This window comes from Microcoleus sp. AR_TQ3_B6 (genome assembly GCF_036702785.1).
Taxonomy (GTDB): Bacteria; Cyanobacteriota; Cyanobacteriia; order Cyanobacteriales; family Microcoleaceae; genus Microcoleus.
The window spans coordinates 35,781-62,339 of sequence record NZ_JAUBVJ010000010.1 but is presented as its reverse complement, the minus strand read 5'-3'; the positions used below and the strand labels follow the sequence as shown (position 1 = coordinate 62,339).

Genomic DNA, 26,559 nt, shown 5'->3' with positions numbered 1-26,559 from the left:
TGGGCGCCGGAGAGGGGGCCGTGCCCATTGGTGTCAACAAACACGTTAAACCGATAGTCCGACAGGGGTTGAAACCCCTGCCTCAAAGCTAAAGTCCTCTCAAGAGGACTGAAAAGAAAAATTTTTAAACTCATTAGTCCTCATAGCGAGGACTTTAGCTATAAGCCCCGTGGAATTCATTCCCTGGCGGACTACCGGGTGAACCGACTGACAGCTTAAGTTGACACCTATGGGCCGTGCGGTTTTCCTACAGATATCGCCTATTACCAAGGACTGCCAATTATTGTAAATCCGGCCCAAAACTTCGGGTGAGATAAATCTGAATTTGCTACTTGTGCCGATTGAGTAAGGTCGATCGCGCTTTCAGTTCCCCGCAATTGACCGTCTTTTACTACAATTTGTTTGTGGATCATTGCCAGTTGAGCTTTTCGGAGGGCTTCAGCTTTAATTGGCTGCGATCGCAAATGGCGGTAAAATTCGGTCATCAGTCCCAAAGTGCCGATATCATTAACTTTCCACAAACTCGCTAGGGCTGATTTTACACCGCTGCGGACGGCCAGTCCCGCAAATCCCATTTCTGCTGTGTTATCGCCGATCGCCGTGGAGCAAGCACTCAGCACTAATAACTCTACTTGTCGGCGATCGTACCACTTCGCCAGCCTAAATTCATCCAGGGCTAAAGAACGGTTCCACAGATCGATCTCAGCTTCCTTGCGTCCGTTTGGACCTAGGGGAAAGCTGGCGTGAGTAGCTAAGTGAACTATGTCAAAAGCCTGTTGCTGTCGCTGTCTGCTGAGATTTTCCAGGGTAAAGTCTTGATTGAGAAAAAAGCGGCCTGGCCACAACGGAAATTCGGCAGCAGGATTGACAAAACTTTCATTTCTGCTGAATGCAGCTTGCTTTTTCCTGTCGTTTCTGGTACCGGCGATCGCAGATAGTTCGATCGGCACCGCTGGCAAAGGGTTTTTATCGGTGTGGGAAAACTTTGAAGCACCCATTGCTAATACTTGGGCGTTTTGCAAACTTTGATAATTGGTGTTAGTCAAGCTGACACTGGGAATTGAGCCGAGGCTGTACTTTTCTACTAGAAATTGCTTGCCGTCGTGCAAAGCTGCTAGCGGTAATTGGCGCAAACCGGCATCGAAGGAAAACACTAACGTATCGATATTTAATCCTTCTAAATCTGAACTAATCGGCGCAATTAACCACTGGTAAAGTAGCTGAGCTATTGGCAAAAATTCTTCATTTTCATAATCATTTATTTGACCCAAGGAATGATGAAACTCTGCCACTGTTGCTAGCAAATCTTTGCTCTCGACAGAGATGTTTCTGAGAATCGGAGGGCCGTCGGGGACTACTAAAACTAGGGATAATTCGTTGAGCCGGACGATCGCGTAAACAATGACTGCTTGTTTTCCGGTTTCTTCCTTAATCTTTTTCAGAGTTTCTCTCAAATATTGAACGTTTATTTTTTTATCCGTGAAATTTTCCCCATAATAATTTTCGTAATCTTGTTCAAACAGTTGGTCTATTAGGGAAACAGCATCGTTAGCATTGTTTTGGTCGAGAGTTTGTTCTACGAGCGATCGAGTTATTTGAGAGGAATTTTGATTGGGGATATTGGGGATATTTGGCGTTTCTGCTGCGGGAGTTGGTGCAGGAGTCGGAATTGGTGCGGGGGAGGGAACTGGTGCGGGTGCGGGAACTGGTGAGGGGGCGGGAACTGGTGAGGGTGCTGGAGCAACAGTCGGTGATTCTTGAACTGGCGCTGTATTTATTGCAGCAATTGTCTCCCACAAGTTAGAAAGGTTGATGTCAAATGGTTCAGAAGTAGCAATCGGTAAACTAGGAGTTTCATCGATTATTTCCGGCGGAGTTTCTGCGACTGAAACAGTTAAATTGTCAGCGGCTGGCTGTGGAGAAGTCAGGTTATCTGCTTCGGCTCCGGCTATGGTGTTAACTGATGGGGTGTAAGGAAGTTCTATGGAGATAATTGTTTCGTTGTTGCGCTCCCAATTAAATTGGGTATTTCCCGTTGCAGCGTTTTGGCTAATAGAGGTTTTAGCTCCCAATAAATCGCCAATTAAATAAGCTAACTCTTGTGGGGGATCTTGGCTTTGGCTGACAGCAGGGGCGGGGGCGATCGCACTTGCAGGGGCGGGGGCGATCGCACTTGCAGGCGCGGGGACGATCGCACTTGCAGGCGCTGGCTGAATTTGATCTACAGGCTGGGTTACAGAGGTAAGAGGGGCTGTGGGCGCCGGATTTGGCGCGTTTGAAGGTTGGGGGGCGATCGCAGGTTGAGTGGCGAAGGAGGAGGTGATTTGGGAAACAGAGGGAAGGGTAGGTGTCGAAGCTATGCGGGCAGCAGCGTTTGGCGTTGTGGGTGTTGAGGGCTGGGTGGTGGGGCGCGCGCGGGGTGGCAGTATGGATGATAAACCGGGCAATTCAGGTAGTTTGAAGTCAAAACCAGTCGGATCGGGTGTTGGGGATGGTGCGATCGAAGTTTCGGGTGTTGGGGCAGGTGGGATAAATATTTGGGGATTTGGGGATGGTGCGATCGAAGTTTCGGGTGTTGGGGAGGGTGCGATCGAGCTTTCGGGTGTTGGTGATGGTGCGACGCGTAAACGCGGTGGGAATAGCGGTGAGGGCGTGGGTGCGGGCTCTGGAGTATCTGCGGGTGTGGGTGCAGGCGTTGGAGTATCTGCGGGTGTGGGTGTAGGCGTTGGAGTAACTGTGGGTGTGGGTGTAGGCGTTGGAGGATCTGGGGGTGTGGGTGTAGGCGTTGGAGTAACTGTGGGTGTGGGTGCAGGCGTTGGCGACGGTACGGAAATAATTTGAATGCGATCGGCATCCTGTCTGTAAGTATAAAGATAGGAATTATCCCGCAAAATTGTTTGATTAGGATTAGAATTTCCCCTAGTAATTGCACCCGCAGTTCCATTTGTGGCAGGATCACCAACAATAAACGGCGTTAATCCTGCGCCTCCGTGGCGGATAATTATAGTACCGCCGTTGCTATCTCCAGGATTTCCCGCGGTACAAATGCTAGCATTGATGCAGTTTCCGTCTGTGAACGAAGTTAGCGATCGAAAAAACCCTCCCATCAGAATCTCCACATTTCCGCCAATACCGCTGCGACTTTGAGCATTAATTTGATTCACAGTAATATTGCCAGAAGTGCTGCGGTTATAAGCCGTGACATTCCCTGCATTCCCCTGCGCCGAAGAGTCAATTTTACCAACAGTAATACTTCCGGTAGCGTCGAGCAAGATACTGCCCCCATTACCACCAGACGAGGTATTGATATCGTCCGCCAAAATATTAGTTCCAGCGCTCAAAGCAATATTACCGCCATTATTAGGGGAAGTCGTATCGAGATTACCTGTGGTGATTTCTCCTTTGTCGCTATCCAAAGAAATTCCGGCGGTTGAGGTAATATTTTGGGCGGTAATGTTATTCGTAGTAATAATGTTAATTGCGACGGGATTTTTGGGGAGATCGTCTTGAATATTGATGCTGTTGAGGGGATTGAGGCTGCCAACAGCATCGCCAAACTGCACAATTCCCGCCTCTGGCTTCACAGTAAGAGTGTAAGGCCCATCAACAGTAGACTTAAAAGTAATATCGCCAGTCTCTAAAATTTTGACCGAGAGGTCGTTACCTAATGTTACTGGAGCGTTAAAAGTAATGTTGTTGCGGTTAGTTGCGATCTCGCCACTGGCAGTAATAGAGTCATTTGCCTTCACATCAATATTGCCACCAGTCACAGTGGTACTGGGAGCGAAAGTGCGGGAATTAATATCCGATGTCGAAGCATTTCCTTGAGCGTTTATGGTAATATCTCCGCCCTTACCATTCGCCGCAGCGGTAATAATTGGGCCGGCAGTTGTGTTAATGTTACCGCCGCTTTGAATGCGAAGATTGCCACTATTGGCATTGAACCCGCTTAACAATACAGCCGAGTTCCCAATTCCGGCTGTAGTGATATTCTTTGTGGCTTCGAGGGAAATATTACCACCGTTGTTGCCGCCCATTGCGTTGATAATTCCGGCGGTTGTATCGATACTGCCACCACTTTTAAAGGTGATGGAACCGCCGTTTTGGAAGCCAGTTGAGCTAATGTTGCTGGTAGTAATGTTGCCAGAACCTTCCAAGCTAATTTTACCGCCATTGCCTTTATCAGAAAACGCAGATAAGCTCCCAGCTTTTGTATCTATAAAACCACCACTATTCAGATTTATGCTTCCACCCTGTTGCTGACCGTGCGTTCGGATTTCACCAGTGGTGATATTACCTCCAGCCTGGAAATTAATTGAACCACCAGTGGCTTTGTCAGATGACAGATCAATAGCTGAATTAACAGTAATTGAACCATTTTTAGTAGTGACACTGAGGTTTCCTGCATTGGATGTACCAGTTACAGAAATAGGAGGAGCGCCAGAGCCAAACTTAACAGCAGTATCAGTACCTTGACCTGCAAATGCGGCTATAAAACCAACTGTAATATCACCAGAAGCTTCAAGCTTAACTGAACCGCTGTTAGCATTAAGGGCGGTAGTACCTGATTCACTTAGAGGATAAGAGTAGGTGCGGATGCCCTGTTCACCAATCAAAATACTTCCATTAGCGCTAGTGATGCTAACATTGCCACCGTTAGAGTTGCCGTTAACAGCAGTAGGCCCAGGAGAAGGTGTGCAGGTTTGACCAACAGATGCTACACACATACCAGTTAAACCAAGAGTAGTATTAGGGTGACCAGAAAACGAGCTAATACCTGAACTGATAGCGATATTGTTAGCAGCTTTCAAAGTAATGTTGCCAGCGTTAGCATCTCCAATATGGTAAATCATTCCAGCTTGCGAACTTAGAGAATACACAGTAATTCCGCCGTTATTGCTAGTCAGGCTAATATTACCTCCACTTTTATAAGATGAGCCGATACCGAGACTACTTGCAGTAATGTTACCCCCAGCCTGGATGGTAATGTTTGAGCCTGGACTATCAGAATCTGGATAGATGCTTTTAATAGAAATATCCTGATTTGCTATTAAGGTAATAGATGGAGCTTGCGATCCGCTCCTTAGTCTAATGTCCCCAGTTGCAATTATTCGTCCATTACCTATCGGTGCTTGAATCGTTACTGGCTCCCTGAATGGTCTCCAATTGTCATTTATTTCGTTAATTGTAATAGTGCCACTCCCATCAGGACGCCCAATTGTCAGGGAGGCAAACCCAGACCCCAAATAGAGGCTACCTAACTCATTTATTGTAAAATCTAAGGCTGCTGTGCTGTTATCGCTGCCAGCAATAATAATATCTTGGCTGGGCGTTGCAGGCTGGATGACTAAATTGCCAGTCCCTCGCACAGAAAAAAAACCTCCTGTCAAGTCAATTTCGTTGCCTGTTAGAGTGATATTACCGCTACCTGAATTAATTGCACCAACTGTCAACTGATTACCAGCAGAAAAATTCAAGTTACCAGCATTTGTCTTAACATTTTGTGCTGTCAGGTTTTGACCCGCAGAAAAATTGACAGACCCACCTGCTGTTTCAATATTGGTATTTAGCTGAATATCTCTATTAGCTTGGAAAGTAATATTTTCGCCAGATGTTTGATTGACAAATTTCAAATTTGTCCCTGTCTGAGCAACAATATCTCGGTTTGCTTGAATGATAATATTGCCAGTTAAAGAAGTTAGCTTTGTATCGCTAATCGTGAAATCAGTTGCGATACCACCATGTGATGATAAAATCGTGCCTGCGACATCACTTGAAGGAACATTTGGGTCGAGTTCAGTATCATTTGCTCCTGTGCCTCCTACCTGAATAATAATATCTCTTGGATCTATCAGAATCGTGCCATTTATTCCGTTATTTGCACTAACGTTGACATCTCCTCGAAAGATTAAATTTTCCTTGCCAGAGACTTCTACAAAGCCACCGTTGGCAGAATTACTGCCGCCGCGAGCACTAATATTACCCAAAAAACCTGTCACTTCATCCGCCCAAACGATGACGCGGCCACCATCACCGTTTATAATAGCATCAGCATTAATTGTGGAATCATTACTCACAAATGTCCGCAGCGCATTTGGCACAGTACCTTGACCCTTGTAATCACCGCCAACGCGCACATTCCCACCGCCATTAATCCCCGAAGCGTTGATATTCGCATTCATCAAACCGACGCGCGAACCCAACACATTTACACTACCTCCCTTATCCCCAGAGACATTAAGATTACCAGCAACAATTGCAGTTCCTGGCTGAGTTGGCACTATTGCTTCCGTACCATTCAACTGTACAGTTCCATCATTATTGACTGTCACTCCCGTTGCATGACTCTCTGCTTTTCCTGTCAGCAATTGAGGAAGCGATAAGACTGATAATTGATAATTTGCAATTGGTAACGAAGCATCAGTAATCGGCTGAATCTCTAAATTTAATAAATTTCCCGCTTGGCTAATTCTGAGTAAACTCTCGCCCGGTACAGCCGCAACAGTAATATTACCTCCCGCTGCAGAAAGTTGTCCCGTACTCAAAACCGTGCCGCCCAATAAAGTTAAATTTTGCCCTTGTCCCACTGCCAAATTGCCGAAATTGACAATTCCTCCCGGCTGTAGATTGGTGAAAGCAAAAGTATTAGGATTTCCGACTAATTGAGCATAATTATTAGTACCAGCCGCACTAAACCAGTTATTGCCAAAACCGATGCCCGTCGCAGTAGTCGAGGTGAAAGCAGCAGGGACGTTCAAACTGGCATTTGTTCCGAAAACAATCCCCGCCGGATTCATTAAAAATAAATTGGAATTGCCGCCCGTTATTTGAATTAATCCGTTAATCAGCGAAGCATCGCCGCCGACAACTCGCCCTAAAATATTGCGGATATTGGGATTTGATATAAAATTGGCAGTTTGCCCTTGAGTTAAACCGAATTGTTGGAAACTGTGAAAGAGATTCGCACCGTCGCCAGATTGTTGTCCGCCTTGGATGTTGAATTGGTTGCCGCTGGGAGTAATTTGAGTATTCGTGCCGTCGGTTGCGGGGGTAATTTGGGCTGTGGCTGTTTGAGATGGGGGGAAAAGTCCTATTTCCCACATTGCTAAGGCGGTAAATGAGAGCAAGGTTAGGAAAAAGCGGGTTTTTTTGTGTGTTGATTTCATGGTTTTTCTTAGTAGATGATATCTAGTTCACTCTGATAATTGCGAAAGCCCACCAGCGCCCTCTGACAGTCCCAAAGCCCGCCAGGGAATTCATTCCCTGGCTGATAGCGAAAGTCCTCTGAAGAGGACTGTAGAAAAAAAAGTTTGATACAGTCTTGGACGCATGGTAATGGTGTGGCAAAGGCCTGAGATTCTTCGTTTCACTCAGAATGACAGAATTACGCTGCAGTGTGTCCAGGACTATGAGATCAGTCCACTTCAGTGGACTTTTGCTTTGAGGCAGGGAATTCATTCCCTGCCGGAATTAACGTTACAAATCCTGCCAGAATTAACGTCACCACCCGTTACTATTTCCTCTCTTCCCTCCTTTGCAAATCTCGCAATTGCTTCTCAACTTTCTCCACCATTGGCAAATCTCCCAAAGTTGTATATCCATCTTTTGCCATTCGCAAATATTTCATAGCTTCCAGATTATTTCTCATCGCTGAATGAACTTGTCCCAATCCGTATCGAGCCGCTGTCAACTCCTCAATATCGTCAGGGTTCGCCGTATTAATCGCCTTGGAATAGTAGACTTCAGCCTGCGGAACCAGTTGTAGCTTTTCCAGATACATATCGCCCAAGGCTCGATTAATTGGCGGTGTTTCCACTCCGGCTTTTTGTAGATTTTCTAAAATTTCTATTGCTTCTGCAATCAAGTTTGTGTTAAGATAAAGGTTGGCTATTGCTAATTTTTGGGCGTTTTCGTTAGGTACTTGTTTGCCGATCGCCCCAACCTCACTTTTCACCCTTTCCACCTCCCCCTCATCCAGCAACCTAAACGCTGTATCTCCTTCCACCACCGGAGTTTCAGAAGAAGCACCCGTATTCGCCTCAACAATCAATCGGTACCTAACACCCGGTTTCAGCGGTGGTTCCCCCGGATACACAGCCTCAGTACCGCTAACAGTCATTTCCCAGTTTAATTTCGCTCCATTTTCGCGGAGGCTCAACTTATAGCTAGTCGCACCAGCAACCGGATTCCACCGCAAAATAGGCTTGCTGTCGAGCAATTTCGTGCGCCGCGGACTGATAATATAAGGAATTGGCGCGCTATTCCAAGTAATTTTCTCATCGCCGCGATCGGGACATTTAACCAAGTCGGCGCTACAATCAGATTTAGACTCTTCTTTGGCTAACAAACAGCTATTCAATTGATTTTCACCCGATGCGATCGACTTAATTCCCAAATCTGCACATTGGATCGTCAGTTGTGCGTTTTGTGCTGTTCGCAGTGTGTCTCCCGGATAAATCGGTGTACCCCCGGTAGGGCGAACAATTCGGCCGTTTTGGCGCTCGATCGCAACTTCCCCGCTACTGTGGATAATCAGTCCGTTCGATATTCTGTTACTGGCTGCTAGTGCGCTAGTTGCGATCGAGCTTAAAGCTATAAAAACTGCAATCCTGATTTTCACTTGATATTTCCTTTTGCTTGTAAACGTTGCTGGGCATTTTGGATACATCGATCTTGTTCTGGTACGCGGTAATCAGAATATTTAACCGCCTGATTCCAGGCTTCCAAGGCTGCTTGCGGCTTACCTTTAATTTCCAGAACCTGTGCTAAAAGGCATTGAGCCTCAGGGCTATCCTCTCTGAATCCTATTGCTATTCTTAAATCTGCTTCAGCAGCGTCATATTGCTTTTGTTTAAACCGCGCCCAGCCGCGATTTTTAAAACAAGCGGCTTTTACTCCGTCGTATTCAGTGTGCTCTAAACAGCGAGCGATAAATTTTAAAGCTTCTTGAGGTTGATTGTTGAGAATCAGCGATCGAGATACTTGAGAATTCGCCTCAGCAGAACCCCGCCGCGCTGCATCCTTCATTAATTTTTGCGCGTACTCTTTTTCATTCAAATCCTCATACAACACAGCTAAGTTATAATGAGGCGTCGCATAATTTAAATTTAGTAAAGTTGCTAATTGGTAGCATCTTTCAGCGATTAATAGTTGACCCTGACGGTGGCTGGTCTTTCCTATTTCATTCACAACGCTGCTAAGTATCGGGCCCATCAACACATAACTGATAGCCGTAATACCTAAACTTTTTGCCGCCCGCTGCATCCAATCAATTGGAAGAATTAACCATTGGTTATTTGGGCGGTCGCCCGCCACATCACCTGCGGGAACAGAGCGACTGCTTCCCAACTCTAGAAATTTTAATCCCTCAAATGTGGGATGCTGACACAGCACCGGTATTCCGCTCGCGCCCGGAAATTGAGGTTCCCAGCGCAGCAAATCATCCTTAGCTTTTCGCACCGCCAAAAACAGAGGTTCTTTGAGAGCCAAATATCTAAACAAAGACTTCACAAATTCCTGAGCAATGAAATCCGGGATTGGCGCCCGCATCACAATTACTGACGGTAAAGAAATGCCCTCACTAACCAAATCGGCTGCTATTCCCAGGCTCGAACAGGAATTGAAAATTAGTAACTGCAACCCTTTAAAAATAGCTTTCTTCAGACCGTCTTTGAAATCCTCTAAACTAACAGTATTATTTTGAACTTCTTGATTAATATATAGTAGTCCGTTAGCAGCATTAGTATCGCTTTCGCTGTGTCCGGCATAAAATAAAACTTGCCAGCCTTTTTCATCAAACAACTGCTCGCAGAACTGTTGAGGTGTCGGTTCTTTAAGAAACTTTAATTCGCAGCGATCGCCCAAATATTTTTTAAGCTCTTTTGTATCTTTTCCAACATCAATTCCCTTGCTGTTGCCGACAACACCTAAAATTCTGCCTCGCGAAGGTAGAGGCATTCCCCCTACAGTTGCCTGTTGAAGAACTTTTCCATATTCTGGGGAACTGCCGATGATTTCCGAGTTGCGGTAGTCTGTGCGAAATTGCCACGCATCCCAAGGCAACTGCCAAATCAGAGAGTTATTGCACTCTAGAAATATTTCAACGCACTCGGCTCGATTGCTGATTTCCGTTCTGAGTTCTACCTCTATTTTTCTGTAAAACTCGTCAGCACTCAGCCACTTGTTCATCTCTTGCTTCAAAGCTTGATAGATAGCATAAGGCTTGTCTTCAGAAATATTTGTTATGCCTGCAGAGTTGATTTTTATCCGAGAACCGCTTCTGTTATATTGGGATGCGACACAACTAGCGTTCCACCTTTTATGCAACTCCTGAACTATAGGTGCTGGTGGCAAGCTGGCGAAACGTTGAGCGACAGTTTCTCCTTGTTTTTTTAACTCTGCAGTCACATGAGAAAAACCATTTTTTAAATCCCCATACCCCAAAGCCAAGATGACAGTCCAGCTCATAAATTGTAGGCGATTGCAGTTAATCAAAGTATCATACCACAAAAGTTTCTGTTATGCTTAAATCATCTAAACTTACTCGAATACTAAAGCTCTCGTCTGGTTCTACGTGAAAATCGTTCAGCAAAATGCACAAGTTCTGAACTGTTGCTTCTACCTCGTGTAGATTGTCTCCGGTGTCGGATATTAAGGACAGTTTAATATTGAGTGGCAGGTAAAGTTCTCCGATCGCCGGATGCAGTTGGACGTGAACTCTGAGAGTGCGATCGTCCTCTTCGGCAATAGCAACCAACAAAGCAACACTCGTCCTTCCCAAACGCATACCCAAGTCAATCAACTTAGCCCGCGTCACATCAGCTTCGGGAAACCTGTTGATGCTGCTTTGACGGCCCGGCGAGGCAGATTCTGTTCTCAAATTTGCACCTCCTCGCAATGCAAAATTGGGGGTTTCTTCAGGAAAAATCAGGTTTTCTAAATTTTCTTTACCTTGCTCAATTTTCTGCCAACCTGTTTCTGCAACATTTTTCAACCAATTGCCTAAATTAGATTTAACCGGGTTTTCAATTTCAACAGGGGAAGTCGAAGGCTGCGGATTGAAGATTGATTCAACCGACTCCCAATTTGATGTAAATACATTCTTTAACCACAGACGCAGATTGACTTGAGATTCAGATATATGTTCCAGGTGAAGCAAGAAGTCATCCAAGGAATGCAACTCGCTCAATACTAATTCGCCCGTCCCCGCAGTTGGGGAAAATCCCAGCAATCTTGCTTCCTTTTCATCTTCATCAATATCTACTACCAGATAACCGATGCGTTCCTCCCTTGCTTCCGGGGGAACGTGACAAGTATGCGAGAGGTTTTGCGGCGAATTGATGCGATTAGTTTCTGCGTTTATCGGCAAATTTATCAACGGACGGCATTCAATTTTTCCTAAATTTTTGATATATAGATCGGCCACATTTTCCAACAAGCGAACAACAGGATTCCAGCTATCGCAGTTAGTTAAATCAGTTTCAATATCTAAAAGCGTCAAGTAATCGCGGACCGCCAACACAGCCAAAGTGTTAAAATAAACTTGTTCTTTTTTGTGGGGGTGGCGCTGTTCGGAAGCAAATTGCCGTGCTGAATGAATTGCCTTTTGGGTAATAGGCATTGGCAAGGATTCGTTTCCGATACTGTTACTTTGTGCCATTGTTAACTCCTTTAATGATTAAGATTCGTAATTGTTGCGAAATGTTTGCAAGTGAGGGCGACATTGAACTTTGTGAAAGGCATACAGGGTAGAATACGAGCTGGAAAGTTCTGCTGCTAATACGGTGAAACTTTTGCCCGATGATAAGCCTTTTAATATAACTTGACAAGTTATATCGGGTCGCCCTCTAACGTGTTTGCTCAACACCCGATCGGGATCGGTTTCAATCCAGGCTTGAAGTTCTGTAAAAAGCTGAGCTGTTTCGAGAAGGTGAGTTCGATCGCGATCAGGCAAATTTTCGATTCGATCGATCGGCGTTCCGTCTTCTAAAATTTGTTCTCGATCGCATCTCCTGTTATTTTCTCTATCTACCCTCGAAGCCCAATTTTGCAGCCGTCGCTTGAAATAATACTTGAACCAAGTCAGGACATTGCCGCGAGTGCGATCGTACTGAGTTCCAGTGCAGGATTCGCACAAATTGCTAGAGAAAAACTCCCACTGTTCTTGCAAAGCATCTTCATAGTAAGGTAGATTTTCCTTCCAGATCAGGCCGGAGTTTTTCATCTTAGTCAGAAGCTGGTTCAACAAACGGCTGCGCTTCAAACCGGGAGGATGCTGGCAAATTTCGCTAACAAGGCGATCGAGTTCTTGATATAGAAGTTTTCTGCAGGATAAATTCGATTCTCCCTCACCCTCAACAGCATCGGTTTCGTTCTCGGATGGGTGGTCTTCCCCCTCAGAGGGGATGTACTCATCATTCATAGTTCAGTGCGGCCGCAACTTTGTTCCTACATTTACTTATCAGCCTGAGTTGGGGGAATTTATGCGAAATTCTGAAAGTTTTTTTCAGCGGATGGTTGAAAATCTTGCTGTGCGGTGGATTGGGCCGTTCAATTAGATGTGAATTTTTGTTAAGACCCATCAAAACCTGCATAAACCCGGTTTTACTCGTTACCAGGCTCCAGCCTGGTAACGCAGATCCGGAGGCTGTGCCTCCATCTTCCCAAACCAGGTCAATCGATTTTAGATTTTAGATTTTAGATTAAAGAATTGAAACATTGACCCCACGGATAAATACGTTAGGCAAGTTTCATCGGATACAGGTTTTTTATTTCCCCGGTCCTGAGTCTGCTTTCGGAATGAATCCGGGGGCTTGTATCCTGGATGCTTTCGGTCAAGAGTGATATCGGTTCCCAAGCCTGAGCCTGGGAACCAGTGAAGATATCATTCCTAGGGACACAACATTGTTGTGTCCTTTGGCGGTGGCTTAACTTATTTTCCCGGCGGCGTAGTGCGGCCCGATCGCACTTTACGGCGAATCAGCACACTCATCACGCGCCCAGCAGTTGCCGCGCGCTGTAGGGGACTCCAATCACCAACTTGTGCAAATCCCAATCGGTACAAAGTAAGAATGGTTTCCCGGACACCCTGGGGCGAACCCACAACCGTTACCAGCAGCACATCCTGTTCCGATATGGCTGCTGAGTCGGAATTTTGACAATCGGATTCGTTTTCGTCGGGCACGAATTTCTGTGACATATTATGTTCTCCTGACTTTTGGTTTTCTAAGGAAACCCAAAAATCCAGCCGCCCCGCATTTCAACACACAGCAGGGCGGCGACAGAGAATGTTACAATACTCCGTTAGCCTCCAGACTGGTTGCTTCAGTTTGGCGGTTATGCTGTCCATTGCTGTTACCAGCAGCTTTGGGCAGTGCAACTAAATTTTTGGGTGACGCGGGTTGCCTTCTATGCAAGCAAAGCAACCTCTCAATTCACAGCGTAGCCGCATAAGGTACCCGCCGTCAACCTATTTTAGATTTTAGATTTTGGATTTTGGATTTGAGATTGGATAGTCGATCGCACGGATCGATCTGTTGCCAGATACAGCTATGATTAATTCCCTGCCGGATTTTTAACTGGTAATTCGATCGCGCTTCAAATCCCGAAACCAGGTTTTTCCAGTGCTTTCATGCAGTCTTTAGAAAGCTTTACCAAAAAACCACTGAGTTAAGGCTGATAAGTAAATGAGGACTTACGCACCAAGCTCAAGAAACCGGGTTTTTGGCCTAATCTTCTGGTAATAGCGAAGAATTTTCGTAAAAAACCCGGTTTCTGGCCCCCGCGTAAGGCCGATCGCCCTTAAATCCCCAAAACACCCCTTCGTACTTTCACCAGTCTTTACAAAACCTTACCAAAAAATTCCTAGAGTTTTGCATAAAACCACTGAGTTCACCCTGATAGATAAACAGAAGGGAAATTGCGAAGTTCGATCGAACTTGTTGAGAGTGATTCAAAAGTGCGATCGCCCGTAACTTCTCGATCGAAATCCGAACCAACATCCCAACGGATATTGGAAAAGCCTTATTCCGATGTTGGTTTAGTCTATTTCCACGGTTGCATTAATTAATTGCTGGGGAGTTCATCTACTATGATTCTGGTTAATCTGGATTTTTTACAAATTTTTGCAAAAACAGTCGGGATGTTTTGCATAAATCTAGCGAGTTCCGGCTGATAAGTAGTTGGCAGCGACAACGCGGGTGAAGTGCGTTAGCGAAGCCCTCGAAGAGGATCGCGCTTTAGCTGTGGTGACGAGTCGCATGGATTTTGAATGAGTTTTGGCTGAATAGAAGTGCGATCGCGCCTAATTTTCACTTGAACAAACTCACTAATTGCGACACGTATATGCGGCGTGTCGGCGGAGTTTTGTAGTCAATTTTCAGTACACTTTGTCTCTACTATTAGAGGACAACAATCATGGCTATTCCTGACGTTGAATTAGATGCTGTGTTCCTCGTAAATCAAAAAGTCAATCGCTCCCACAAAATGTCAACACCAGCAAAAAATATTTGGTGGCGATTGACACTTCTAATTACTCTGCAATTAGCTCTTTTGTTTTTAGGTGAAAAAGCACAAGCTGGAGGTGGAGATCCAGTTAATTTAGACTCAGAGACTAGACCAAAAACCATCAATGCTACTGCCAACATTAAATGGGATAAATGGAGTCAGCCTTATTGGTTGAACACCCAAGTTTGTCGGGAAAAAAGTGGCGATTTTGCCTGTTTTAGCTCTGATACTGCAAGAAAAATGGGCTGGAATATTCCAGCCCGCAATTGATTAAATCACTCATCATTAAAGGAGTCGGATCGTGAATTTCCAGAAAATTCAAAAAATTACTGCGAGCGCCATTGCTAGTGTTTCTATAGCTTTTACGGCACAAGCAGCTCGAGCAGCGGAAACTTTTCAGGTAAATGGCGGATATGCACTGAATACAAACAACTCTTTTCGGTTGATTGACGGGACTCCTCGGATGTCTCTTTATCAACATAACATCAACGACCCTGACCAGCAATTTGACCGTTTGTCTGGTAGCAGTAGGAATAGTATACTGTTGCGTCACGGTTCAACAGGCAAGTGCTTAAATGCTCATTATCTTTCCAATAATGCGGAAATGAATGTGTGGAATTGCAACGCTTCCGACCCCGATCAAAACTGGAATTTAGTGAATCTTCCTAGTGGAGAGTTTTTAATCCGCCGCAATGGAACTAATTTCTGTGTTGACTCTCCAACTCGTACTAATACTGGCAGGATTCATCTAATTACCTGCGATGCTAATAATGCGAACCAGCGTTGGAAAAGCACTGGCACTCCTACCAACAACCAACCAGCCTTGTTTGCTAATCCTATATCTACTAACCCCTTACGTGGTTTCCAGAATCCATTAAATGGGGCAGGTAGAAAAGAGGCTTACTCTAGTCACTTTAGACGGCCTGGTGATAGTCCTATTCAGGCATTTGCAGATGACATAGGTGCAGGAATTGGTACATCTATCTACGCTATGCGGAGTGGGAAAGTAATTGCAATCAAGCAGGATGTACAAGACCTACTGCCACAGCAGAATAATCAGTACACTTCCACCCCATTTATTGTTAACTACATTGTGATTGAACACGATCAAGATGTACGCCATAACTCTGGTAAGTACTATCGCTCCCTCTATATGCACATCCAGCATAATTCGGCTCGAGTTATAGTCGGCCAGCGAGTACAAGCTGGACAACTGATCGCTGCCACAGGACACAATGGTGCTAGTAGTGCGCCACACCTACACGTTGAGGTTAACTATCCAACTGGTTCAGATATCCTAAGAAATCGTCAAACTGTTCCCTACGTTTGGAATCCTCCCTATGACTATAACAAATAGGATTATCCAGTAAGCCTATCTAACCGAGGGTGATCCTCTCTACATCGTGTCAGGGTTGTAAAGGTCGCCTATGAAGAGAATGGTGGCTACGGTAAGACAGTCCAAACAACTCTGACGCTCGAAAAATATGGTAATGCTTGGAATATTCCCGAATATCCTAATCATGCCCCTTAGTATCTGCAACGAAAAAGATAAGGTTGGGTTCGGTGCCTCAGCGATCAGATTGTTAGTTTAAATCGAAAATAATCCTAGCGGACGCACCCTACGTAAACAGATGAACGCAGACGGAATTCCATCTGCGTTCATCTGTGTTTATCTGCTAATATCTGCGGTCAAAAAAACGCCCAATCCAACTACTTAGCCGCAGGTAAAGACAACTGAGGCGAAGTTTTAGGATAGCTTCCATTCTCAGAAATCACAGCCGGTTCCTGCGACACCAAAAACTCGCGAATTAGCCTAGCAACTGCTCTTTGAGCTAAACCGCCGACTACTTTCTGCCCCATATTCTGCACTTCTGGTTTCACCAACAACTGCGGAAGTAGCTGCAATACCTTCGTCCCGTCAAAACCCCGAGTTGATTGCAAAATATCCCAAATCCGTTTAATGTGTTCTAGATTGTTTTTTTCCGTTTGTGAAACCACAGGTTGATTTGCCTTGACTCCAAACCATTCGCCCACGACTGCTTTGGCATTAGCAAAAGCATTGCTCGAAAGTGTGTCGAGACTTTTGACTAATTCCAGGACAATACGATCGCGAATAAAATCTCCTCTTTCGGAGAATAAATATTCTAAAGCTTGGTTCAAGATTTGGCTGATATCGTAATCCTCGCTCTCGCGGGCATTGTTGAGCAAATTTTCTAAGCGGTTCCAGCGGAATTCGCCTTGTTTGAACAGCAAGTCTTGCAGGGATGCTCTCAATTCCGGTGCGGGGTCGCTCAACAGCCGTTTTGCGACGTAAGGATAAGCTTTGCTCAGCACTTTGAATTCTGGATCGACATTAATAGCAATCCCTTCTAACGTAACGAGCGATCGAATAATCAAAGCATAGTAAGCTGGAACCCGGAAAGGATATTCGTACATCACCGCCGAAAGCTCGTCAGTAATGCTTTTGAAATTTAGTTCGGCAACGCTAGCACCCAAAGCATTGTTAAACACGCCGGCCAAAGCTGGAATAATGGGCGTCAAATCCGTGTCTGGCGTTAAAAACTCCAACTTAACGTAATCTTTTGCCAACCCTTCAAAGTCGCGGTTCACCAAATGCACCACAGCTTCTAACAGGCCGTACCGCTGATAAGGTTTCACTTCGCTCATCATCCCGAAATCGAGATAAGCCAACTGACCGTCAGGAGTTGCCAAAAGATTGCCTGGATGCGGGTCTGCGTGAAAGAAACCGTGTTCTAGAAGTTGTCTGAGAGAACACTGCACCCCCACTTCAATTAAGTAAGGAGCGTCAATTCCTTGAGCCTTGACTGCTTCTAAATTAGTGAGTTTGACCCCGGTGATCCACTCCATTGTTAAGACGCGGCGGCCGGTATATTCCCAGTAGATGCTGGGAACGTAAATGTCTTTGATGTGACCGTATAGTTGGGCAAACCGTTCGGCATTTTGACCTTCGTGGGTGTAGTCCATTTCTTCGTAAATTCGCTCGCCCAACTCGTCCATAATGCCTGCGAGGTCGCTGCGAATTATTTTGAAGTTTTTTTGTGCCCAAACTGCAAGCCGCCGCAGGATGTAGATATCTAAACCGATGTTCTCGGCTAAACCCGGTCGCTGCACTTTGATGGCGACTGTTTCCCCGGTTTTGAGTTTGCCTTTGTAGACTTGTCCGAGGGAAGCTGCCGCGATCGGATCTGGTGTGATTTCGGCGTAAATTTCCTTCGGGTGGGCGCCCAATTCTTCTTGGATGAATTGATATGCTACGGAGTTAGGAAACGCTGGCAATTGGTCTTGCAGCGTTGTTAGTTCTTCTAAATATGCCGGCGGTACTAAGTCGGGCCGTGTTGAGAGTGCTTGTCCTATTTTGATGAAAGCCGGGCCGAGTTGGCTGAGAATTTCTCGCAGTCTGACGGCGCGACGCTTTTGGTTGGTGGCCGTTTTGCCTGTTTTGCCGTCCAACCACACACTGAAGGCAAAGCTAAAAAATGTCCAAACAACGCTCGACAGCCGTCCCCACACTTGCAGGGGGCGCTTTCGGTACAGGGCGGCGATCGCCACAGGATCGTAGCGCACAGCATCTCCTGCTAACTCGTAAGCTATGTCTCTGGCTGATTTGAGCGGTTCGGGAGTTGCTGTCGCACTCTCTAGTTCTACTTGTACTGCTTGCAGGGGAACTGTTTTTACCTCTTGGAGATTGCCGAGTGCAGGGTGAGTCCCTGAATTTGAGTAACTTAGGGGGGTGGCTGGCGATACCGTCTTGACATCCATAAAACTCAGACCTGTGAAGCATTGTAAAGACATTGTAACAATTTGTTGCCTTCTCACCACTGCTTTGAGGTATAAAACCGAAGACAGAAGTTATTAGTGGTTAGTAGTTAGTCATTAATTAGGAGGATAAAGGATGAAGTCCTAATCTCCCCACTCTCCCACTCTCCCACTCTCCCACTCTCCCACTCTCCCACTCTCCCCCTCTCCCACTCTCCCACTCTCCCCATCTTTATTCGCCGTCGGCTTTGAGGAGTCGATCGCGAATGCCTGACAATTGCGATTGGGTGCACACGGGCGATCGAGGTTGGGGCATTTCGGTATCTGGCCAGTTCGGTAAATCGTAACAGGGACAGCACTCCGGGGGCATTCCGGAATCGCGGAATACTACGGGCATAGCGCAGCGCGCGCAGGCACTGATTTCCCATGCTGGTGTCAGCAGTTGGGCAATTGTTTCGTTTGTGCCTTGCAGGTAGCAGTCTCCGCTGTCGGGCGAGAGGATTTTTTGCCAGCATTCTTCAAATTCGTTGCTGTAGCGATCGCCCGCAATTACCGATTTGGGCAGCAGCGCTTCGGAACCATTGCGAATTAATACTTTTTTGCCTAACTGAAACCAGTAAGCAATGTATTTTCTCACTTCACTCTCTGATGCCATAATTTCTAGTCAACCCTTCAAATTGGTAATTTTAGACTTTCTATTGGAAATGTGCGCTCTTTCTCAAGAGACATTTTCTATTTTACATTTTTTCAAAACTTGGCTATTCCTCGTGTCAAATTGTTGTGCTAGTTGTCCGAGGGAGTAGGCTTTTTGAGTAATTTATGTAAGTTTTGAGTTTTCAATCTTAGTTAAAATTATACCTGATTTTCAGTTAAAATTGTCCATCAGGAAACCGAGATTTTATCTTCTTTCTCAAGTGCGACTTCGGCTGTTAATTTTTCCCAGCAGGCGGCAGCGGCGTACCCAGAGAGCTCAGATTCAAGGCGTAACCGCCGGTAGCGAGATAAACAGTATCGGCGATCGCCCCGATCGTGCGCACGAGAGTACCGAGGCGATCGCGAAACAGCCGCCCCGCCGGATAAGCAGGCACAACGCCCCATCCGGTTTCTTCCCCTACCAAAATTACATCGGCCGCCGCCGACTTCAAACTAGCGAGCAAATCTTGCTGCTGCGTAGCCCAAACAGCCGCTTCTTGTTCCAAAAGATTCGCCGTCCAAGTTCCCAGCGAATCAATCAAAAAGCAATCCGACGGCTTGCCTGAGAGCACAACGGCCGATAATTCGATCGGCACTTCTAGAGTTGTCCAGTTGATTGGACGGCGCTTTTGGTGCTGTTCGAGGCGACGCAGCCACTCGAAATCGGCTTCATCTACCCGGCCGGTAGCCACATAGATTACTTGTTTTCCCGAACCCGCAGCCAGAGTTTCGGCCCATTCACTTTTGCCCGATCGGGCCGGCCCAGTTACTAAGATTAATTGTCTCGATGCAGTTGGTTCTGAGTTAGTCATTAGTAATTAAGTAGGTAAGGGCAAAAAAACCATAATATCTTGTAGGGTCAATCGATTTTAGATTTGAGATTTTAGATTAAAGAATTGAAGCATTGACCCACGGATAAATACGTTAGGCAAGTTTCATCGGATACAGGTTTTTTATTTCACCGGTCCTGAGTCTGCTTTCGGAATGAATCCGGGGGCTTGTATCCTGGATGCTTTCGGTCAAGTAGGGATCCGTTTAGCCTAGGATCTATACTAAGAGAGAGTTGATGAGTACAAAACCCACCCTTCCATGTAATGTTTATTTCTACCCAATTACTTAGTCATTAGTCAGCAGTTAGCAGTCAGTCGATTTGAGATTTGACATTTACTCCACAGATCGATCTGGGAGCTTGAAGTTGGGTAGAAAAATTTGGGCGATCGCGAATCCTGTCAGAAGCTTGTATCCGTTTTTAGGCGGGGTCACATACTAGGGATTAAACACAATTGGCAATTGGCAATTGCCAATTACCAATTGCCAATTATGATTTAAACTGCCAACGACCAAATGCTTTTTAAGCGATAATAGCATTGATGACACAATATCAGAGTAAGTCGATCGAGCTCCCAGCATTTGCCTAGCTGTTATTTATGCCACAACATCCTCAGATATCAGCGATAATTTGCACCCACAATCGTCACGCCTATCTAGGTGCTGCGATCGACAGCTTGCTGATACAGAATTTTCCCGACAACTTTGAAGTAGTAGTAGTGGATAACGCTTCTAGCGATTATGCCAGCCCGGAAAGTACCACTTCGCGCACCCGCGAGGTGGTAGAGGCAAGACTGGGCGATCGGCGCCTCAAGTACGTCTGGGAACCCGAAATCGGTCTGTCAGTAGCCCGGAACACCGGCGCCAAGGAAGCTAGCAGCGAAATATTAGCTTATCTCGACGACGACGCTGTTGCTGACCCGAATTGGCTCACGGTGCTGCACAGCGCTTATCAAAGCAATCAAAAACTCGCCGTAGCTGGTGGCAAAGTCAATTTGCTCTGGCCGATTGGAGTCAGCCCGCCCGCATGGCTCTCACCGGGATTGGCCCAGAACTTGGGAGTTTACGATTTGGGGGAAAGTTGCGTTTACGTCACTGCTGCCGGTTTGACTCCCAGGGGTGTAAACTACTCAATCCGGCGCACTTTTCTCGAACAAATTGGCGGCTTCGATGTCAAACTCGGTAGAGTCGGCACCAAATTGTTGTCAAATGAAGAGTTGCGGGCGACAGAATTAGCTTTAGAGTTAGGTTGGCAAGTAGTTTATCTACCCGAGGCCCTGGTGCTTCACAATGTCGCCACAGAAAGGCTCAACAAAGCTTGGTTCCTAGAGCGCGGGTGGTGGCAAGGGATCAGCGAGTGTTATCGCGAACAATTGTCCGATCGAGCCGGTATTGCTCAGCTTGGGCGAGGGGGTGAAAGAATATTGAGAGGTGTGTGGAAGTCTTTAAAATATATTAGAGATCCGGGGCTGCGCTTTGAAAATTTCGTTTTTGCCTGGGGCCAAATCGGTTATTTGAGTGCAGCAATCCGCGGGCTGATTTTTGCACCGAAATCGACCAGCAGGTATTAGGCTATAGGCAATATCCCTCGCTGCTCAAGTTGTGGGCGCGGCTGTGCAGATCGCACTTCATCTACAAAAACTCGACCGCATTCAGGTTCAAGCACTCGATTATGACATCTAGTTCATCCAAGATTCCGGTTTCAGTTCTCATTCCGGCAAAAGACGAAGAACTTAATCTACCTGCGTGTCTGGCCAGCATTGCCAGGGCCGATGAAGTTTTCATGGTTGATTCCCAAAGCAGCGATCGCACGGTAGAAATTGCCATCAGCACCGGCGCAAAAGTAGTGCAGTTCTACTTCGACAACCGCTGGCCGAAAAAGAAAAATTGGTCTTTGGACAATCTGCCCTTTCGCAACGAATGGGTATTAATTGTCGATTGCGACGAGCGCATTCCGCCGGAACTTTGGGACGAAATCGCGCGGGCGATCGAAGACCCCAATTTTGACGGCTACTACCTCAACCGCAAAGTCTTATTTTTAGGTCAGTGGCTGCGTTACGGCGGCCGATATCCCGACTGGAATTTGCGTTTGTTCAAGCATCAAAAAGGCCGTTACGAAAATCTCGGCACTGAATCCGTCCCTAATACTGGCGACAACGAAGTTCACGAACACGTCATTTTAGCCGGTCAAGTCGGCTACTTAAAAAATGACATGATCCACGAGGATTACCGCGATTTATTTCACTGGATAGAACGGCACAACCGCTATTCTAATTGGGACGCTCGCGTTTATTACAACATTCTTACGGGTCGCGATGACAGCGGCACTATTGGCGCTAACCTATTTGGAGATGCAGTCCAGCGGAAACGATTTCTCAAAAAAGTTTGGGTGTGGCTGCCTTGTAAACCAATGCTCAGATTTATTTTATTTTACTTCATTCAGTTAGGCTTTTTGGATGGGAAAGCTGGCTATATTTATGCAAGGCTATTGAGTCAGTACGAGTATCAAATTAATGCAAAACTTTACGAGTTGCGTTCTTGTGGCGGTCAGTTGAATGTGGCAGAACCTCAGCCGCCTTTGTCGCCATCAGTAGTTATCAGTCAGGAGACTGAAGTGAAATTGCCGTGAGAATATCTGTTAGTCAGCTTGGAGTGGGCGAAAGTTTGACAAGACGAGGTTTCAACCGCCGAGTCCCTCTTAGTGTCAAGCGAGAGGGACGAAAGTTTGACAAGATGCGATTTCAACCGCCGGGTTGCTTGAGCTAATTAATACTTAAGTGAATGCCACTAGCTCAGATCCCTAAAATTTTACCTACATCGTTGATAAAATATTCGACTAAATCAATTTCGATCGTCTGTTTTGTTAATTTCATAAATTTCCAGTTAGTGGCAGTGGTAACGGTACCGTAAATCACAGGAATTTCGTTGCCTTCATTTTCATTAAAAATTGGCGCGGCCAACATGAACGCTACGCATTGTCCCAAGCCAGCCAAAATATTTTCTTTTTTAGCTTCGACGACGGTAATAACTGGCGCACTAACAAATAAAAGTTCAGGTGATTGACTGATGATAAAATCACAACTGCCGTTTAATCCTTATTCTCTGCTTTCTATCCCCTAATTCTGTCAGAGTAGGCTGTGGCTAGATTATTTTGCGTCTGAACCCCTTTTTTGGGAAAGACTTCGCGGGTGTAGACGGTTAATGCAGCAGTGAAAGATGCGATCGCCATTTCGATATTTTCTGCTTTCTCTCCCCTAATTCTGTTAGAGTAGGCAACTCCCAGATTATTTTGCGTCAGAGCCCCTTTTTCTGGAAAAGCCTCGCGGGTGTAGACGGATAATGCAGCAGTGTAAGATGCGATCGCCTCTTCCAAGTTACTCGCACGATCGCCTTGACGATATTGTTGGTAAAGATTCCCCAGTCGCCCCAAAGCAGCCGCCTCTGGTAGGCTATCTTTCAAATTCCTAGCAATTTCTAAAGACTGCTGATAGGGCTCAAATACCCGTTCCCACAATCCTAAGTCACTGTAAATATTACCTAACTTTACAAAACTTTGATTTTAACCGCAGATGGTGGCGGATATACGCGGATGAACGCGGATGAAGAGTTGTTATTTGATGAGTTGTTCTAGGGATGGAAAAAGCAATTTTTCGGCGCTGATTTTTTGGCAATCGCAAGGTTGTTGAGTTGCGGCTATTGCTGATACTTTGCCTAGCAGCATTTGGATGCTTTCGATTAGCAGGGGTAGGGTTAATAATATTATTGAGGCTGATACTAGCAAGCTAATTAAGCCGTCGGCCCAATTCCAGTGCAGCCACGCTACGGCGATCGCAGCTAGAATTACTCCAACTGAGGAAAATATGTCGGCGATGGAGTGCACAAAGGCGCTTTTGAGGTTTAAGTCGCCGTGACAGCAGGAATGCAAGCAACAAGCATTGATTGAGTTGATGCTTAAACCGACTATGGCGGTAATTAACATGGGGAGTCCTTCTACTTCGGGGGTTGGGGACTGCAAGCGGGCGATCGACTCGGCGGCTATCCACAGGGCGATCGCTACTAAACTGATGCTATTAATTAAAGCAGCAATGATTTCTCCTCGTTCTGGGGTTGGCGATTGTGCGATCGTACAATCTACGGATTTGCTTTTACTTTTGACTGAGGAGTACCAAGTGGCTGTCAAAGTTATTGCTAAAGCTGCTACATCTGAAAAAACGTGACCCGCATCTGCTAATAGGGACAAACTATGAGAAGTCATTGCAGCGATTAACTCTGCTATAAAAAAGCTGCTAAGCAGTACCAATGCTGTTTGTAAAAGCTGCACTTTGGCAATTTTGGGATTTGTATTCTCGCAATGTGCGATATCCTTGGCGTTTTCAGAGTTAAAATTGTCCCTAACTGGAAATGTCATGCAGCAGTCCTTAAAGCTAAACTCGATTTTCAATTAAACATTAGATGACTTATTATACGCCAACTCCCGACCCGGAACCGCAAAAGCCGATCGCAAATTCCCCAAATCCTGAAATAAATGCTCATCCATTTAGCGATAATGGGTCAAATACTTTGACAGGGGAATCTTTGGTTGATTTGCGGCTGTACAACCAATCAAATTTCGATCGGGGAAAGCCTGGTTGGCTAATTTTGCTGTGGTGGTTGGTGCAGGCGATCGCATTTCCCCTCACTCCACACCCTTTTAATGGCATCAGAAGCGCGTTGCTGCGGTTATTTGGAGCGAAAATAGGTCCCGGTGTGATTATCCGCCCTACGGCTCGTTTTACCTATCCTTGGAAAATTGAAATCGGCGATTACAGTTGGATCGGAGATGATGTTGTATTCTACAGTCTCGATCGAATTGCGATCGGCAAACACTGCGTCATTTCTCAAAAAAGCTACCTCTGCACCGGTACTCACGACCCCCAAGACTCCGCCTTTGGCTTAATAACAGCTTCTGTGATCGTTAATAACGGCGTTTGGATTGCCGCCGACTGCTTCATTGGCCCTGGTGTCGAAATCGGTGCCAACGCTTTAATTGGAGCTCGCAGCAGCGTCTTTAAAAATATGCCTGCCGGCTTTGTTTGTACGGGTAATCCCTGTCGTCCGCGCGATCGGCGAGAAATTAACAAAAGTTTGTAGTCAGGAATTCAATCCTATCAAAAGTTTGCAGTCAGGACTGATATCAAATCCTGTCGATTACCCTGATTCCTGTAGGGGCCCGTGAGCCAATAATATTTGCCAAAAACGGACAATCTCACAAACGGGCCCCTATGTATTATGGGCGATCGAGCGGACATGATATTACTATCCATTGTGCAGTTGCTTGATCGGTGACAGCATTAGTCACCAAATAATCAACTTCTGTTTCAGCCGAAAAAGTCGCAGCCTTCATAACGATAGCTATCATCGCCAAACAGAATTGCACCCCGAAACTAAGCAGCTTGACTAGCTTGTTGCCGAATTGGAATTTCAATGACGAATTCTATGCCCTTTCCTAATACAGGCTGGCAGTATAACCTGCCCCCATGCTTTTCAACGATAATTTGGTAACTGATAGATAACCCCAAGCCAGTTCCTTTACCGATAGGTTTGGTGGTAAAAAAGGGGTCAAATAGCTTCGGGCCTACGGTTTCGCAAACTCCCCGACCGTTGTCACTAATATGGATAGCAACCCAATTATCGTCAATTACTTTTGTACAAATCTGAATGCGGTTCGGGTGTTGTTGGATTTCTACAAAGGAACGCTGCTGATTAGATTCATCCAAAGCATCAATGGCATTAGAAAGAATATTCATAAACACTTGATTTAGTTGTCCGGCATGGCATTCTACTTGTGGAATCTGACCGTACTCTTTTATTAGTTCTATTTCAGGATGGTCTGGTTTTGCTTTTAAACGATGATGCAGGAGGGTGAGTGTACTATCAATTCCTTCATGGATATTTACTGTTTTCACTTCTGCCTCATCCACGCGAGAAAAAACTCGCATAGACTTGACAATCTCTTGGATGCGCTGCGTTCCTAAGTTCATTGACTTCAGAATTTTTATAAAATCTTCCTCCAGAAAATCCAGTTCTATTTCATCTATTGCTGCTTGAATCCGAGGGGTGGGCTTTACATAATCTTCTTGATATAGGTGTATAATTTTTAGTAATTTATGAGCGTACTCTTGGGCATAACCCAGATTGCCCGCTATAAAATTTATAGGGTTATTAATTTCATGAGCAATGCCAGCCGCCAGTTGCCCTAATCCGGACATTTTCTCGCTTTGGATTAACTTAATTTGCATTTGTTGCAAATCCTCATAGGCTTTGCTGACTTCTACAACTTTTTGCTCCAATAACATATTTTTTTCCTCTAATTTCTCCGCTAGAACATGAAGCTTTAAATGCAGCTTGACGCGAGCTAATACTTCCTCCTGTTGGAAGGGTTTGGTAATATAATCTACAGCCCCAAGCTGAAACCCCTCAACTTTATTGGCAGTATCCGAGAGAGCCGTCATAAATATAACGGGAATCTGTCTAGTTTCTGGATTAGCCTGTAACCGACGACAGGTTTCAAATCCATCAATCTCTGGCATCATGACGTCTAGCAAGATTAGATCTGGTAGAGCATATTTGACTCGCTCTAGTGCCGTCTTTCCAGATTTTGCGACCCGAACTTCAAATCCTGCCTGACTTAAGGCATCCGATAAGACACCCAAGTTGGCTGAATTGTCATCAACTATCAGAATCGTACCATTAGGTTGAATTTCCGACTTCATAAAC

19 protein-coding genes are annotated in these 26,559 nt (G+C 45.6%); 5 read left to right on the top strand and 14 right to left on the bottom strand.

Annotated elements, in window-relative coordinates; translation table 11 throughout:
* Positions 1 to 263: 263 nt before the first annotated feature.
* The 6 genes from QUB56_RS07620 to QUB56_RS07595 form a co-directional block, all read right to left on the bottom strand.
* Entirely contained in the window at positions 264 to 7,103 is a 6,840-nt protein-coding gene (locus QUB56_RS07620) for a CHAT domain-containing protein (protein WP_445243318.1), read from the bottom strand.
* 410 nt (positions 7,104 to 7,513) lie between these two features.
* Positions 7,514 to 8,620, bottom strand: a complete 1,107-nt coding sequence (locus tag QUB56_RS07615) for a hypothetical protein (RefSeq protein WP_332954478.1) — start codon at positions 8,618 to 8,620, stop codon at positions 7,514 to 7,516.
* Positions 8,617 to 10,467 (bottom strand): CHAT domain-containing protein, encoded by a 1,851-nt coding sequence (locus tag QUB56_RS07610; protein ID WP_332954477.1) that lies wholly within the window; start codon positions 10,465 to 10,467, stop codon positions 8,617 to 8,619. Before QUB56_RS07610 ends, QUB56_RS07615 begins: the two co-directional genes overlap by 4 nt.
* A gap of 31 nt (positions 10,468 to 10,498) precedes the next feature.
* The gene (locus tag QUB56_RS07605) at positions 10,499 to 11,659 is read right to left on the bottom strand and encodes a DUF1822 family protein (protein ID WP_332954476.1); all 1,161 of its coding nucleotides are present in this window, start codon (positions 11,657 to 11,659) and stop codon (positions 10,499 to 10,501) included.
* 18 nt (positions 11,660 to 11,677) lie between these two features.
* Positions 11,678 to 12,421 (bottom strand): hypothetical protein, encoded by a 744-nt coding sequence (locus QUB56_RS07600; RefSeq protein ID WP_332954475.1) that lies wholly within the window; start codon positions 12,419 to 12,421, stop codon positions 11,678 to 11,680.
* Between the two features lie 510 nt (positions 12,422 to 12,931).
* Entirely contained in the window at positions 12,932 to 13,198 is a 267-nt protein-coding gene (locus tag QUB56_RS07595; protein WP_332954474.1) for a hypothetical protein, read from the bottom strand.
* Between the two features lie 1,217 nt (positions 13,199 to 14,415).
* On the opposite strand from QUB56_RS07595, the gene QUB56_RS07590 reads away from it, so the two are divergent.
* Complete coding sequence (locus QUB56_RS07590) at positions 14,416 to 14,775, top strand: hypothetical protein (protein ID WP_332954473.1); 360 nt, start codon at positions 14,416 to 14,418, stop codon at positions 14,773 to 14,775.
* Positions 14,776 to 14,806: 31 nt separating this feature from the next.
* Positions 14,807 to 15,862, top strand: a complete 1,056-nt coding sequence (locus tag QUB56_RS07585; protein ID WP_332954472.1) for a peptidoglycan DD-metalloendopeptidase family protein — start codon at positions 14,807 to 14,809, stop codon at positions 15,860 to 15,862.
* A 353-nt stretch (positions 15,863 to 16,215) separates the two neighbouring features.
* Here QUB56_RS07585 and QUB56_RS07580 read toward each other — a convergent pair whose 3' ends face one another.
* The 3 genes from QUB56_RS07580 to cobU form a co-directional block, all read right to left on the bottom strand.
* Entirely contained in the window at positions 16,216 to 18,285 is a 2,070-nt protein-coding gene (locus QUB56_RS07580; protein ID WP_332954542.1) for an AarF/ABC1/UbiB kinase family protein, read from the bottom strand.
* 229 nt (positions 18,286 to 18,514) lie between these two features.
* Positions 18,515 to 18,937 carry a hypothetical protein gene (locus QUB56_RS07575; protein ID WP_332954471.1) on the bottom strand — a complete coding sequence of 141 codons (423 nt, stop codon included), beginning with the start codon at positions 18,935 to 18,937 and terminating at the stop codon, positions 18,515 to 18,517.
* A 274-nt stretch (positions 18,938 to 19,211) separates the two neighbouring features.
* Entirely contained in the window at positions 19,212 to 19,787 is a 576-nt protein-coding gene (gene cobU / locus QUB56_RS07570) for a bifunctional adenosylcobinamide kinase/adenosylcobinamide-phosphate guanylyltransferase (protein ID WP_332954470.1), read from the bottom strand.
* 615 nt (positions 19,788 to 20,402) lie between these two features.
* On the opposite strand from cobU, the gene QUB56_RS07565 reads away from it, so the two are divergent.
* Entirely contained in the window at positions 20,403 to 21,374 is a 972-nt protein-coding gene (locus QUB56_RS07565) for a glycosyltransferase (RefSeq protein ID WP_332954469.1), read from the top strand.
* A 101-nt stretch (positions 21,375 to 21,475) separates the two neighbouring features.
* Positions 21,476 to 22,432 carry a glycosyltransferase family 2 protein gene (locus QUB56_RS07560; protein ID WP_332954468.1) on the top strand — a complete coding sequence of 319 codons (957 nt, stop codon included), beginning with the start codon at positions 21,476 to 21,478 and terminating at the stop codon, positions 22,430 to 22,432.
* Positions 22,433 to 22,595: 163 nt separating this feature from the next.
* On the opposite strand, the gene QUB56_RS07555 is transcribed toward QUB56_RS07560, so the two are convergent.
* The 3 genes from QUB56_RS07555 to QUB56_RS07545 all read right to left on the bottom strand — a co-directional run bounded on the left by QUB56_RS07555 (position 22,596) and on the right by QUB56_RS07545 (position 24,211).
* Complete coding sequence (locus tag QUB56_RS07555) at positions 22,596 to 22,796, bottom strand: hypothetical protein (protein WP_332954467.1); 201 nt, start codon at positions 22,794 to 22,796, stop codon at positions 22,596 to 22,598.
* A 116-nt stretch (positions 22,797 to 22,912) separates the two neighbouring features.
* A complete protein-coding gene (locus QUB56_RS07550; protein ID WP_332954466.1) occupies positions 22,913 to 23,263 on the bottom strand; it encodes a hypothetical protein in 351 nt (116 codons plus the stop codon).
* Positions 23,264 to 23,413: 150 nt separating this feature from the next.
* On the bottom strand, positions 23,414 to 24,211 hold the full coding sequence (locus QUB56_RS07545) for a cation diffusion facilitator family transporter (RefSeq protein ID WP_332954465.1): 798 nt from the start codon (positions 24,209 to 24,211) through the stop codon (positions 23,414 to 23,416).
* A 44-nt stretch (positions 24,212 to 24,255) separates the two neighbouring features.
* Here QUB56_RS07545 and hpsU point away from each other — a divergent pair, with 44 nt between their 5' ends.
* Entirely contained in the window at positions 24,256 to 24,933 is a 678-nt protein-coding gene (gene hpsU / locus QUB56_RS07540; protein ID WP_332954464.1) for a hormogonium polysaccharide biosynthesis acetyltransferase HpsU, read from the top strand.
* A gap of 136 nt (positions 24,934 to 25,069) precedes the next feature.
* Here hpsU and QUB56_RS07535 read toward each other — a convergent pair whose 3' ends face one another.
* Positions 25,070 to 25,201, bottom strand: a complete 132-nt coding sequence (locus QUB56_RS07535; RefSeq protein ID WP_332954463.1) for a hypothetical protein — start codon at positions 25,199 to 25,201, stop codon at positions 25,070 to 25,072.
* Positions 25,202 to 25,226: 25 nt separating this feature from the next.
* Positions 25,227 to 26,555: a response regulator gene (locus QUB56_RS07530; RefSeq protein ID WP_332954462.1), complete on the bottom strand. Its 1,329-nt coding sequence runs from the start codon at positions 26,553 to 26,555 to the stop codon at positions 25,227 to 25,229.
* Positions 26,556 to 26,559: the final 4 nt, after the last annotated feature.